Below are 11,229 nucleotides of genomic sequence, written 5' to 3' on the forward strand. Positions count from 1 at the left end.
CGGCCCTTTGGGCCGGGGGGGCCTTTTTGGGTAGCATGGGGGGGTGGAGGCCATCGTCTTGGGAGGGGGCCAGGAGGCCTGGGCGGGCAGGTACGGGGTGAGGAGCAAGGCCTTGGTGCCCTACCAGGGGCGGCCCATGGCGGAATGGGTGCTGGAGGCCCTTAAGGGCGCCGGGCTCTCTGCGGTCTACGTGGGGGAAAACCCGGGGCTTTCCCCTCCGCCCAGGCTCACCCTTCCCGATCGGGGAAGCCTCCTGGACAACCTCGAGGCCGCCTTGGCCTACGTGGAGGGACGGGTGCTGGTGGCTACCGCCGACCTCCCCCACCTCACCCCGGAGGCGGTGCGCTTCATGCTGGAAAGGGCCCCGGAGGCGGCCTTGGTCTACCCCATCGTGCCCAAGGAGCGGGTGGAGGCCCGTTTTCCCGGGAACCGCCGCACCTACGCCCGCCTAAGGGAGGGCACCTTCACCGGGGGGAACCTCCTCCTCTTGGACAAGGCCCTCTTTTTCCAAGCCCTGCCCTTGGCCCGGCGGGCCGTGGCCCTCCGGAAAAACCCCCTGGCCCTGGCCCGGATGGTTGGCCTGGACATCCTCGTGAAGCTCCTTCTGGGCAGGCTTTCCCTCCTCGAGGTGGAGGCCCGGGCGAAGCGGATCCTGGGGGTGGAGGCCCGGGCCCTCATCACCCCCTACCCCGAGGTGGGGGTGGACGTGGACCGGGAGGAGGACCTGGTAAGCTAAGCCCATGCGCACGGTGAAGGAGCTCCGCCTGGCCGGGCTTTTCGCTTATCTGGCGGCTCTGGTGCTGGCCCTTCTCTTCTCCTTCGCGGTCCACCTCCTCCTCGGGGGTGGGGGGCGGCTCGGGTGGGGGAGCTTCAACTTCTACGGGCTCCTGGAGGGGCTGGCCTTTCTCCTGGTCTTCTCCTTTGCCCTGGCCCTGGCCGGCAGGGCGGTGCGCGTCCCCTGTCCCACCCTCCTCACCGCCGGGCTCTTGTGGCCCACCCCGGCCCGCCGCCTGGCCAAGCCCCTGCCCCGGGTGGAGGCCCTGGAGGCCTATGAGGGCCGTGGGGTGGCCCTCCTAGAGCAGGAAGGGCGGGCGGTGGGCCTCCTTGGCCTTTCCGACCGCATCCTGCCCCTAGAGGAGGTACCCAGCGTAGAGGCGGAGGTGGCGGTGAGCGAGCTCTATCCCCTTTTCCTCCGCCAGCCCCTCGTCCTGGTCACCCGGGGTGAGGAGGTGCTCGGGGCCATCTTCCGGGAGGCCTTCTTCCGCTACCTTGGGGTCTAGCCCCTTGACAGGGGCCGGCCTCCCCTAAAATAGGGGGAGCTGTGGCGTGGGAGGTGAGGGATGCCGCACGTGATCTGTGAGCCGTGCATCGGCGTGAAGGACCAGTCCTGCGTGGAGGTCTGCCCCGTGGAGTGCATCTACGACGGAGGGGACCAGTTTTACATCCACCCGGAGGAGTGCATTGACTGCGGAGCCTGCGTGCCCGCCTGCCCGGTGAACGCCATCTACCCCGAGGAGGACGTTCCCGAGCAGTGGCGGTCCTACATTGAGAAGAACCGGAAGCTGGCGGGGCTGGAGTAGCGGGGCCGGCCTAAAGCGGGCGCACGTACCAGCTCAGCGTGGGCCCGCCGTCTTTCACGTGCCGGAATCCCTGGGCCTGGAAGAAGGCCTTGGCCCTGGGGTTGTGGCCATAGACCACCGCGTAAAGCCTTTCCATGCCGGTCAGGTGGTCCACAAGGTGCGCCAGGGCCCTCCGGCCGAGCCCCCGGCCCTGGTGGTCCTCCCGGATGAGGAGGAGGCTTAGGGTGACGTCCTGGGCCTCGGGGTAGTGGAGCTTGTAGTCCAGGTACCCCACGGCCTCCCCCATCTCCCCTTCCCCCGAAGGGCCCACCTGCTCCAGGAAAAGGAGGAAGGCCCGGCGCCGCTCGTCTTGCTCCAGGGTGCGGAGGTCCTGGACCACGTCCTCGAGGGTGGGGGGCTCCATGCCGATGAGGGCGAAGTACCCGGGGCTTCGCAGGAAAATCCCGTGCAGCAGAGGAGCGTCCTCGAGGCGCACAGGGCGCAGGCTTAAGCCTAGGGTCCGCATCCCCCTCATGCTACCCCCTGGGGAAGGGGTAAAGGCAAACCGCCCCGGGAAGCCCGGGGCGGTCCTGTGGGCCTATTACCTGCGGGCCGGCTCCACCACGGTGACGTTCACCGCCTGGGGGCCCTTGCCGTTCTTGCCCGGCTCCACCTCAAAGGTAACGATGTCGCCCTCGTTCAGGGTGCGGAACCCCTTGGCGTTGATGGCGCTGAAGTGGACGAACACGTCGGTGTCGCCCTCGCGCTCAATGAAGCCGTAGCCCTTCTCCGCATTGAACCACTTGACCCGACCCTTCTGCATACCGCTCCTTCTTCTTCCGAGCTCCCGCTCGTATCCGGGGTTTTAGGGGTTGCTTTAGACCCGTGGGGCCACCCTAAAGCCACCCGGAATGCCTCACTCTACCACAAGGGGGCTATTTGCGGAAGAACCCCCTAAGCCGGTCCCAGAACCCCTCGGGGGCCACGTTTTCCCCCACCTCGGCCGCGTAGGCCCTAAGGAGCTCCCTGGCCCGCTTAGAGAGCCTCTTGGGCACGGAGAGCTCCACCTCCACCCGCAAGGCCCCCCGCCCCCCCCCGGGATGGGGGAGGCCCTCCCCGGGAAGCTCAAACACCTCCCCGTGCCCCGTCCCCGGGGGGATGTCCAGCGGGATGGGGCCAGAGAGCCCGGGCACCTCTACCCGGGTGCCCAAGGCGGCTTGGGCTAGGCCTATTTGGAGCCGGTAGACCAAGTCCGCCCCCTGGCGCTCCAGGTAGGGGTGGGGCTTCACCCGGAGGCGCACGTAGAGGTCCCCGGGGCCGCCGGGCCCCAGGTTGCCGTACCCGGGAACCCGGAGCAGTTGTCCCTCGTCCATGCCTGGGGGAAGGCTCACCCGGACCCGCTCCTCCCGGGGCACCCGGCCCCGGCCCCGGCAGGCGGCGCAGGTCTCGGCCAGAAGGAAGCCCCGCCCCTTGCAGTGGGGGCAGGCGTTGCGGCTCACGAAGGTGCCGAAGAAACTGCGGTGGTAGCTTTCCACCACCCTCCGGCCCCCGCAGGTGGGGCAGGCCGTCCGCTTCCCCCCCTGGCCTCCGCAGGCCTCGCAGGGCACCAGCCGGGTGTAGGCCACCTCCACCTCCTTGCCCTCCAGGAGGTCCTTAAGCTCCACCTCCACCTGGGCCTCGAGGTCCTCCCCCCGGGGAGCCACGGGCTCCCGGCGAAGGCCGAACACCTGGGCGAAGAGGTCAAAGAGGTCCTCGGCGGAGACCTCGGGCGTTCCCAGAAGCCCCCGGTCGTACCGGGCCCGCTTCTCGGGATCGGAGAGGACAGCGTAGGCTTCGTTGATCTCCTTGAACCGCTCCTCCGCGGCCTTGTCCCCGGGGTGGCGGTCGGGGTGGTATTCCAGGGCGAGCCTCCGGTAGGCCTTCTTGATCTCCTCCTGGCTGGCCTCCCGGCTTACCCCCAGGATGGCATAGTAGTCCTTCATCCATCTAGCACTTTACAAGGGAAGGGGATTTCTGCTAAAGTGCCGGGCAATGAGGCCCCTGCGAGCTATCCCCTAGGGGGTCCCTTCCTTCGGGAAGGGCCCCCCGGGTTTGCCCGCGGGGGCCTCGGGCTTTTTAGGAGGCGTAGGATGCTGCTCCTCACCCCTGGACCCACCCCCATCCCCGAGCGCGTGCAGAAGGCCCTGCTCCGCCCCATGCGGGGGCATCTGGACCCTGAGGTGCTGGCCCTGAACCGGGCCATCCAGGAAAGGCTACGGGTCCTCTTTGACCCTGGCGAGAAAGCCCTGGTGGCGGCCTTGGCCGGTTCGGGGAGTCTCGGCATGGAGGCGGGCCTGGCTAACCTGGACCGGGGCCCGGTCCTGGTCCTGGTGAACGGGGCCTTTTCCCAGAGGATCGCGGAGATGGCCCTCCTCCACGGCCTAGAGCCCCGGGTTTTGGAGTTCCCCCCGGGGGAGCCCGTGGACCCCGAGGCCGTGGCCGAGGAGCTAAAGCGCAGGCGCTACCGCATGGTGGCCTTGGTGCACGGGGAGACCTCCACCGGGGTCTTGAACCCTGCGGAGGCCATCGGGGCCTTGGCCAAGGAGGCCGGGGCCCTTTTCTTCCTGGACGCGGTGACCACCCTGGGGATGCTGCCCTTTTCCATGAGGAGGATGGGGGTGGACTACGCCTTCACCGGCAGCCAGAAGTGCCTCTCCGCTCCCCCGGGCCTGGCCCCCATCGCCCTGAGCCCGGAGGCGAGGCCGGCCTTCACGGGGAGGCGGGGCTGGTACCTGGACCTTGCCCGGGTGGCGGAGCACTGGGAGCAGGGTGGGTACCACCACACCACCCCTGTTCTCCTGCACTACGCCCTCCTCGAGGCCCTGGACCTGGCCCTCGAGGAGGGGATGGAAGCCCGGGAGAGGCGGGCCAGGGAGGTCCACGGCTGGCTCCTGGAGGAGCTCTCCGCCCGGGGCTTCCGCCCTTACCCGAAGGGGAGCCCCCTCCCCACCGTCTTGGTGGTGCGCCCCCCCGAGGGGGTGGAGGCGGACCGCCTGGTGAGGGCCCTCTACGCCGAGGGCGTCGCGGTGGCCGGAGGGATCGGCCCCACCCGGGGGCAGGTCCTCCGGCTCGGCCTCATGGGGGAGGGAGCGCGGAGGGAGGCCTACCGGGTCTTCCTGAGGGTCCTGGACCGAGTCTTGGCCCTAGCGTAGGAAGAAATAGGCGTAGACGAGGGCCAGGGCCATCCGGTAGTAGGCGAAGGGCTTGAAACCCTGCCGCTCCACAAAGGCGAGCATCCAGCGCACGGTGAAGAGGGCGGTGACGAGGGCGGCGAGGAAGCCGAGGAGGAGAAGCCCCCATCCCCCCTCGGGCACCGCCCGGGCGCTCTTCAGGAGGTCGTAGCCCACCGCCGCCAGCATGGTGGGCAGGGCCAGGAGGAAGCTGAACTCCGCCGCGGCCTTGCGCTTGAGGCCCAGGAGAAGCCCCCCCAGGATGGTGGCCCCGCTGCGGCTCGTGCCGGGGAAGAGGGCGGCAAACCCCTGGAAGACGCCGATCCAGGCGGTGGAAAGCAGGGGGAGCTCCTTCACGTCCCGGTAGCGGGCGCCTTCCGCCAGGCGGTCGGCGAGGAGGAGCAGAAGGCCCACGGAGAAGAGGAAGAAGACCACCAGGGCGTCGTTGCCCAGGATCTTCCCCTTGATGAGGGGGTAGAAGAGAAAGCCCAGGACCGCCGTGGGCACGAAGGCCACCCCAATGCGGGCCCAAAGCTCCCGGTCCCCCAAAAACCGCCTCCCGTAGAGGAGGAGGACAGCCAGGATCGCCCCCAGCTGGATGGCGATGAGGAAGGTTTTGAGGAAGGCGTCCTCCTGCACGGGCAGGCCCAGGAGGTGGAAGGCGAGGGTCAGGTGGCCGGTGGAGGAGACGGGCAGGAACTCCGTAAGACCCTCCAGCGTTCCCAAGAGAAGGGCTTCCCAAGCGCTCACGGGGCCATGCTACCATGGGAAGGGTGGAAGCCTCCGTCCTGATCCCCGCCGCAGGCAACGGGGAGCGCCTGGGCCTCGGTCCCAAGGCCTTCCTTCGCGTGGGCGGCAGGACCCTTTTGGAATGGGCCCTCCTGCCCTTCCGGGAGGCCGCGGAGGTCCTGGTGGCCCTCCCTCCCGGGGCTAAGCCCCCGGAGGGCCTGCGGGCCACCTTTCTGGAGGGAGGGAGGACGCGGCAGGAGTCCGTGGCCCGCCTCCTCGAGGCGGCGAGCCTCCCCCTGGTCCTGGTCCACGACGTGGCCCGGCCCTTCGTGAGCCGTGGCCTGGTGGAGAGGGTTCTGGAGGCCGCCCGCACTGCGGGGGCGGCGGTGCCCGTCCTGCCCGTTCCCGACACCCTGGTCCGCCCCGAGGAGGCCCACTACGGGGAGGTGGTGCCCCGGGAGGGGTTCCGCCTGGTGCAGACCCCCCAGGGCTTTTTCACCGCCCTCCTGCGGGAGGCCCACGCCTACGCCAGAAAGCGGGGGCTTTCCGCCACCGATGACGCCCAGCTGGTGCGGGCCCTGGGCTATCCTGTGGCCTTGGTGGAGGGGGAAAGGACGGCCTTCAAGGTCACCTACCGGGAGGACCTCCTCCTGGCGGAGGCGGTGGCACGGGTATGGAGCGCCTGGCCCCAGGGAAGGTAAACCTCGGCCTCTCCCTGCTGGGGAGGCGGCCTGACGGCTACCATGAGCTCCACACCCTCTTCGCTGCCCTTTCCTTTGGCGACCGGGTGGTGGTGGAGCCCCTCCCCGAGGGGATCGCCTTCCGCGGGCGCTACGGGCGGAGGAACCTGGCCTACCGGGCGGCGGAGGCCTATCTGGAAAGGGCGGGCTGGCCCGGGGGGGTGCGGATCCTCCTGGAGAAGGAGCTCCCCGAGGGGGCGGGCCTGGGTGGGGGGAGCTCGGACGCCGCCCAGGTGCTTTTGGCCCTTAAGGAGATCTACCCGGCGGAGGTGGACCTCTTGGCCTTGGCCCTCTCCCTGGGGGCGGACGTCCCCTTCTTTCTCCAGGGAGGGGTGGCCGAGGCCCGGGGCGTGGGGGAGCGCCTTTTTCCCTGCGCCCTTCCCCCCCTGCCCGTGGTGGTCTTCGCCCCGGGCCTGCGCCTCCCCACGCCCCTCGTCTACCGGGAGGTGAAGCCCCACGACTTTGCCCCTGAGCTGCCCCTTCCTGAGGTGCTGGCGGCCCTGGTCCGGGGGGAGGAACCCCCTTACTGGAACAGCCTCGAGGGGCCTGCCTTCCGCCTCTACCCTGAGCTTAGAGAGGTTAAGGCCCGGCTGAGGGCCCTGGGGCTTTACGGGGTGCTCATGTCGGGCTCGGGCAGCGCTTTCTTCGGCTTCGCCCAGGACCTGGAGCACGCAAGGCGCGCGGTGGAGGCCTTGAGGCGCATGGGATACGCCCGCTACGGGACCTTGGGAGGTGGAGGAGGACGGCATGGGGCTCCTTGACGCTCTGAAGCTCTCCTTCCCCGAGGCCTTGGAGGAGATCAAGGCCATGCCTATCCGCTGGGATCGGGACCGCTTTGCCTTCTGGCTCAAGCAGGACTTCCCTTTCGTGGAAGCCCTCTACCGCTACCAGGTGGGGCTTTTGCGGGAGGCCCCCCAGGCCCACCGCGCCCCCCTCGTCCAGGCCCTCATGGCCACGGTGGAGGAGCTGGACTGGCTCCTTGCCCAGGGGGCGGACCCCGGGGCCGAGGTCCACCCGGTGCGGCAGGAGTACATCGGGTTGCTGGAGGAGCTGGAGGGCCTGGCCTACCCCTACCGCCTGGTCTTTCTCTACTTCCTGAACCGCCTCTTTCTGGAGGCCTGGAACGCTCACGTGGAAGGGGATGGCCCCTGGCAGGAGCTTTCCGAGCACTGGTCGGCCCCGGAGTTCCAGGCGGTGCTCTACGACCTGGAGGTCATGGCCCAAGGAGTTGCGGCAGAGCTTCACCCGGAGGTGCTGGCCCATTACCTGGACCGCATCATGGAAATGGAGAAGAAGGCTTGGGGCCTTCTTCTCTGACATCACCCCATGCGGGCCTAGGCCCGCATGGGGGCCCCGGTAGAAAGTTCCCGCGAGGTTTCTAGGCAGGAACCCAAAGCAAAGGGTAGGATTCCCCAACCCAGGTTCAGTTCAGCTCTTCCCCCCAGGTTGCCTCAAAGAGGCGCTTGGCCTCCTGCACCGTGATCTCCAGGGTCTGGGATACCTCCTCCGCCAGGAGGTGGATGGCCCGCCTCAGGGCCTGCCGGTCCAGGTCGGGCAGGCCCCGCTCCAGCTCCCAGGCCCGAAGCTGCCCCGCCATCTGGGCGATGCGGTAGGGGTTCCCGTCCGCCAGGATCTCGCTGGTCTTGCGGTGCCGGGCGGCCCACTGCTTGGGCAGGGGTAGGCGCCCGTTTTTCAAGAGGTCCAGGATGACGGGGACCTCCTCTGGGGCCAGGGCTTTGCGCATGCCCACGCTCTGGGGTGCCTCCACGGGCACATAGGCCTTGGAGCGAGAGCCGGGGAAGTCCACCTGGTAGTAGGCCCGGCTTACGCCGCTTACGCTTCGCTGGGCGATGCCCGCCACCACGCCGACCCCGTAAGGGGGCAAGACCACCTTGTCGCCGGGACGGAACTCCTTCACGGTGCGACTCCTTTCTGGAGCACCAGGAGCAGGTGCTCCAAATACGCTTCCACCTCCAGCTGGGGGCTGCACCCCAAGGCGGCGATCACCGCAGCGGTGGCCTTAGGGGAGAGCTCCTTGCGGACCGCCCCTTCCTTCTGCCCGCTTTGCACCAGCTCCTCCAGGAGGTCCAGGTAGTGCTGGTGGAGCTCCTTCAGCCAGGGAGTAGGGTCCGCCATGGCTTCCCGGGCCACCGCCGCCCAAAGGCCCCTCCACTCCGCGATCCAGTCCAGGCGCTTTTGCAGAAGGTGCCCAAGCCGCACAAAAAAAGGCGCCTCCAGGCGCACCATCTGCTCCACCTCGCGGTAGAAGCGCCAGGTGCGCTCCTCCACCAGGTGCTTGAGAAGGTCCTTTTTGTCGCGGAAGTAGAGGTAGATGGTCCCCTTTCCTACCTCGGCCTTGCGGGCCACGTCCTCCATCTTCAGCCCAGAGAGGCCCTTTTCCCGTAGAACTTCCAAGGTGGCCTCGAGGATGGCCTCTCGTTTGCCCTTTGGCAAGGCCCCCGGAAGGGAAACCATCGCGGCCACGACCCCAAGTCTACCACACCGCCCTTTTCCTTTCATGAGGAAGGGGTTACCCTAGGGGTATAGGAGGTCCTATGCGGCTCGGCTTCTTCGCCCTGATCACCGCCGATCCTTTGCGGGGGGCCTTGCGGACCGTGGAGGCCAGGCTCCTGGAGGAGGCCCGGGGGGAGGCCCTCTTCCTGGTGCCTTACCCGCTCCGGGACCTGGCCGAGGCTTGGAGGCTGGCCTACCGCCACCTGGGGCTGCGCCGGGGCCGGGTCCTCTACCTCAAGCGGCGGGAGGAGGCCTTTGACAAGGAGGTGGCCCAGGAGGTGGCCCAAAGCCCCTTGGTGCTCCTTGCCGCAGAGGGGCTGCCGGAGTTTCTGGACCTTATCCGGGGTAGCCTGGTGCTCCAAGCCCTCCTGGAGGTCTACCGCCAGGGGGGCGGGGTGGTGGCCCTGGGGGAGGCCGGGGGCCTTTTGGGGGAGGCGGCCTTCTACTCCCTGGAGGGAGAGGTGCGGGCGGCCCTAGGGCTCTCCCTCCTCCGGGGCCTGGCCCTCCTGCCTCGGGTGGAGGAGAGGGGACGCTTCCTCGCCCTTTCCCAGCTGGTGGCGGATAACCCGGACCTGGTGGGCCTGGGGCTTTTGGAGAACACCGCTTTGCGCCTCCTCAAGGGCCTGGGAGAGGTCTGGGCCGGGGGAGTAACCCTGGTGGACGCCGGCGGGGCGGAGTTCACCGGTCGGGGCGTCCGGGGGCTCAGGGTGGACGTGCTCTCCGCGGGAGAGCGCTTTGCCCTGCCCGCCTTTTAGTACCCTGGGCCCATGCCTTCCGGGCGCGTGCACGAGGCCATCAACCTCACGGCGCTGGGTATGGGCGGCATCGCCTTTCTGGCCTATGGCGGCTCCCCGGAGGAGCCCGGGGCCCTGGCCTTCGCCTTGGCCTACCTGGCGGGCACCTTCCTCCTCTCCCCGGACCTGGACCTGGCGGAAAAGGGGGTGCGGGCCCAGGGGCGCTGGGGCCTTTTGGGCCTTCTCTGGCGGCCTTACGGCTGGCTCTTCCGCCACCGTGGGCTTTCCCACACCTGGATCCTCGGGCCCCTGACCCGGCTTGGATACCTGGCCGCACTCCTGGCCGTGTTGGGCTTTGCGGTCGGCGAACTTGCCCGCTTTTTGGGGGTAGGGCTTCCCCTATCCTTTAGCCTCGGTCAGGCCGGGTGGGGCAAGGAGGTCTGGGGCTTGGCCCTCCTTGGCTACTACCTCTCCCAGTGGCTCCACCTGGTGGCGGACGGTATCTGGCCCGATCACGACCTGAGGCGCCTCAAGCGGCCAAGGTGAGGCGGTTTACATACGCTGCCCCCGAAGGGTCAAAAATAAGGGTATGGCCAGGCTTGGGATTCTGGGGCTTTTGCTTTATGCGGGGCTAGGCTTGGCCCTGGGGGTCGGAGAGCGCATACCTGAGTTTGCCCTCCTGGACCCGAAGGGGAACCTCGTCACGCCCAAGACCATGAGGAAGCCCGCGGTCATCGTCTTTTGGGCCAGCTGGTGCACGGTGTGCAAGGCCGAGTTTCCCGGCCTCCACCAGGTGGCCGAGGAGACCGGGGTGCCCTTTTACGTGGTGAGCCGCGAGCCTCGGGACACGAAGGAGGTCGTCCTGGCCTATATGAAGGCCTACCCCCGCTTTATCCCCCTATTGGCCTCGGACCGGGACAGGCCCCACGAGGTGGCGGCCCGCTTTAAGGTCCTGGGCCAGCCCTGGACCTTTGTGGTGGACCAGGAGGCCAAGGTAGTGGCCCTCTTCGCCGGCCGGGCTGGGCGGGAGGCCTTGTTAGACGCCCTCCTCCTCGCCGGGGTCAAGCTGCCATAGCTCCGCGCGCCGGGCTTCCCCTTCGGGGGCGAGGCGCAGCAGAAAGCCGGCCTCGAGGGCCTCGGGTTCTCCCCACTCCACCAGGATGAGGCGGGCCTCTTCCCCGGCGCTTAGGAGCTGGGAAAGGAGGAGCTTGGGGTCCTGGAGGCGATAGAGGTCCGCGTGGACCAGGGGGCCCTCCGGGGTGGGGTAGGTGTGGATCAGGGTGTAGGTGGGGCTGGTCACCCGGCCCCGGAAGCCCAAGGCCTGGGCCAGGAAGCGGACCAAGGTGGTCTTGCCCGCCCCTAGGGGGCCTTGGAGGGCCACCACCGCTCCCCTGGGGAGAAGGGGCAGGACCTCGTGGGCCAGGGCCTCGGTGTCCCCTAGGGTCCTCAGGGTTCGCGAGAGCACGAGCCGCATAAAGGAAAAAGGCCCCACAGGGCCTTCTGGTGCCGGGAGCGGGACTTGAACCCGCACGCCCTTGCGGGCACCACCCCCTCAAGATGGCGTGTCTACCAGTTCCACCATCCCGGCAGGGCGCGCCTCACGCGCAAGCTTCAGTTTAACAAATCCCCTTGCCCTGTCAAGGCGTGGATTCAGGGCTTTACCCAAAACTCCTTCCTCGCCCTCCCTTAGCCTGCTTCAAGAGTTCTTGGGTGACTTCATAGTTGAGCAGGCGAACCAGGCCCC

Annotated in this window: 17 protein-coding genes and 1 tRNA gene; 10 read left to right on the top strand and 8 right to left on the bottom strand. The window is 68.5% G+C overall.

Going from position 1 to position 11,229, the window contains the following annotated elements:
• The first annotated feature begins 43 nt into the window (after positions 1 to 43).
• Genes H531_RS0108650 through H531_RS0108660 form a run of 3 tightly spaced genes read left to right on the top strand, consistent with a single transcriptional unit; the run spans position 44 to position 1,580 of the window.
• Positions 44 to 736: an NTP transferase domain-containing protein gene (locus tag H531_RS0108650; protein WP_022798958.1), complete on the top strand. Its 693-nt coding sequence runs from the start codon at positions 44 to 46 to the stop codon at positions 734 to 736.
• A gap of 4 nt (positions 737 to 740) precedes the next feature.
• On the top strand, positions 741 to 1,280 hold the full coding sequence (locus H531_RS0108655) for a hypothetical protein (RefSeq protein ID WP_022798959.1): 540 nt from the start codon (positions 741 to 743) through the stop codon (positions 1,278 to 1,280).
• Positions 1,281 to 1,340: 60 nt separating this feature from the next.
• A complete protein-coding gene (locus H531_RS0108660) occupies positions 1,341 to 1,580 on the top strand; it encodes a ferredoxin (RefSeq protein WP_022798960.1) in 240 nt (79 codons plus the stop codon).
• Positions 1,581 to 1,590: 10 nt separating this feature from the next.
• On the opposite strand, the gene H531_RS0108665 is transcribed toward H531_RS0108660, so the two are convergent.
• From H531_RS0108665 to H531_RS0108675, 3 genes are all read right to left on the bottom strand, one after another.
• Positions 1,591 to 2,094 (bottom strand): GNAT family N-acetyltransferase, encoded by a 504-nt coding sequence (locus H531_RS0108665; RefSeq protein WP_028490750.1) that lies wholly within the window; start codon positions 2,092 to 2,094, stop codon positions 1,591 to 1,593.
• A 66-nt stretch (positions 2,095 to 2,160) separates the two neighbouring features.
• Positions 2,161 to 2,382, bottom strand: coding sequence for a cold-shock protein (locus tag H531_RS0108670; RefSeq protein ID WP_022798962.1), 222 nt, complete (start codon positions 2,380 to 2,382; stop codon positions 2,161 to 2,163).
• Positions 2,383 to 2,494: 112 nt separating this feature from the next.
• Complete coding sequence (locus H531_RS0108675; protein ID WP_022798963.1) at positions 2,495 to 3,541, bottom strand: DnaJ C-terminal domain-containing protein; 1,047 nt, start codon at positions 3,539 to 3,541, stop codon at positions 2,495 to 2,497.
• A 147-nt stretch (positions 3,542 to 3,688) separates the two neighbouring features.
• Between H531_RS0108675 and H531_RS0108680 the strand changes: the two genes are divergently transcribed.
• Entirely contained in the window at positions 3,689 to 4,750 is a 1,062-nt protein-coding gene (locus H531_RS0108680) for an aminotransferase class V-fold PLP-dependent enzyme (RefSeq protein WP_022798964.1), read from the top strand.
• Here the strand turns inward: H531_RS0108680 and H531_RS0108685 are convergent.
• On the bottom strand, positions 4,742 to 5,518 hold the full coding sequence (locus H531_RS0108685; protein ID WP_022798965.1) for an undecaprenyl-diphosphate phosphatase: 777 nt from the start codon (positions 5,516 to 5,518) through the stop codon (positions 4,742 to 4,744). The genes H531_RS0108680 and H531_RS0108685 overlap by 9 nt on opposite strands.
• Before the next feature lie 14 nt (positions 5,519 to 5,532).
• Here H531_RS0108685 and ispD point away from each other — a divergent pair, with 14 nt between their 5' ends.
• Genes ispD through H531_RS0108700 form a run of 3 tightly spaced genes read left to right on the top strand, consistent with a single transcriptional unit; the run spans position 5,533 to position 7,554 of the window.
• Positions 5,533 to 6,198 carry a 2-C-methyl-D-erythritol 4-phosphate cytidylyltransferase gene (gene ispD / locus H531_RS0108690; protein ID WP_022798966.1) on the top strand — a complete coding sequence of 222 codons (666 nt, stop codon included), beginning with the start codon at positions 5,533 to 5,535 and terminating at the stop codon, positions 6,196 to 6,198.
• Positions 6,171 to 6,998 carry a 4-(cytidine 5'-diphospho)-2-C-methyl-D-erythritol kinase gene (ispE, locus tag H531_RS0108695; protein ID WP_022798967.1) on the top strand — a complete coding sequence of 276 codons (828 nt, stop codon included), beginning with the start codon at positions 6,171 to 6,173 and terminating at the stop codon, positions 6,996 to 6,998. The genes ispD and ispE overlap by 28 nt, the downstream gene beginning before the upstream one ends.
• Positions 6,985 to 7,554: a TenA family protein gene (locus H531_RS0108700; RefSeq protein ID WP_028490752.1), complete on the top strand. Its 570-nt coding sequence runs from the start codon at positions 6,985 to 6,987 to the stop codon at positions 7,552 to 7,554. Before ispE ends, H531_RS0108700 begins: the two co-directional genes overlap by 14 nt.
• A 106-nt stretch (positions 7,555 to 7,660) precedes the next feature.
• Here the strand turns inward: H531_RS0108700 and H531_RS0108705 are convergent, their stop codons facing one another.
• Positions 7,661 to 8,155, bottom strand: a complete 495-nt coding sequence (locus H531_RS0108705; protein ID WP_022798969.1) for a CarD family transcriptional regulator — start codon at positions 8,153 to 8,155, stop codon at positions 7,661 to 7,663.
• Positions 8,152 to 8,712: a TetR/AcrR family transcriptional regulator gene (locus H531_RS0108710; RefSeq protein WP_028490753.1), complete on the bottom strand. Its 561-nt coding sequence runs from the start codon at positions 8,710 to 8,712 to the stop codon at positions 8,152 to 8,154. Before H531_RS0108710 ends, H531_RS0108705 begins: the two co-directional genes overlap by 4 nt.
• Positions 8,713 to 8,792: 80 nt before the next feature.
• Between H531_RS0108710 and H531_RS0108715 the strand changes: the two genes are divergently transcribed.
• The 3 genes from H531_RS0108715 to H531_RS0108725 are packed head-to-tail and all read left to right on the top strand — an operon-like array spanning position 8,793 to position 10,560.
• Positions 8,793 to 9,506 (top strand): type 1 glutamine amidotransferase family protein, encoded by a 714-nt coding sequence (locus H531_RS0108715; protein ID WP_022798971.1) that lies wholly within the window; start codon positions 8,793 to 8,795, stop codon positions 9,504 to 9,506.
• Positions 9,507 to 9,518: 12 nt separating this feature from the next.
• Complete coding sequence (locus tag H531_RS0108720) at positions 9,519 to 10,031, top strand: metal-binding protein (RefSeq protein ID WP_022798972.1); 513 nt, start codon at positions 9,519 to 9,521, stop codon at positions 10,029 to 10,031.
• Between the two features lie 43 nt (positions 10,032 to 10,074).
• Entirely contained in the window at positions 10,075 to 10,560 is a 486-nt protein-coding gene (locus H531_RS0108725; RefSeq protein ID WP_022798973.1) for a TlpA family protein disulfide reductase, read from the top strand.
• Here H531_RS0108725 and tsaE read toward each other — a convergent pair.
• Together tsaE and H531_RS0108735 are read right to left on the bottom strand one after the other, a co-directional pair.
• Positions 10,522 to 10,959, bottom strand: coding sequence for a tRNA (adenosine(37)-N6)-threonylcarbamoyltransferase complex ATPase subunit type 1 TsaE (tsaE, locus tag H531_RS0108730; protein ID WP_028490754.1), 438 nt, complete (start codon positions 10,957 to 10,959; stop codon positions 10,522 to 10,524). The genes H531_RS0108725 and tsaE overlap by 39 nt on opposite strands.
• Positions 10,960 to 10,986: 27 nt before the next feature.
• Positions 10,987 to 11,073 (bottom strand) — tRNA-Leu (locus H531_RS0108735).
• Positions 11,074 to 11,229: the final 156 nt, after the last annotated feature.

The sequence above is a fragment of the Thermus islandicus DSM 21543 genome, assembly GCF_000421625.1.
GTDB classification, from domain to species: Bacteria; Deinococcota; Deinococci; order Deinococcales; family Thermaceae; genus Thermus; species Thermus islandicus.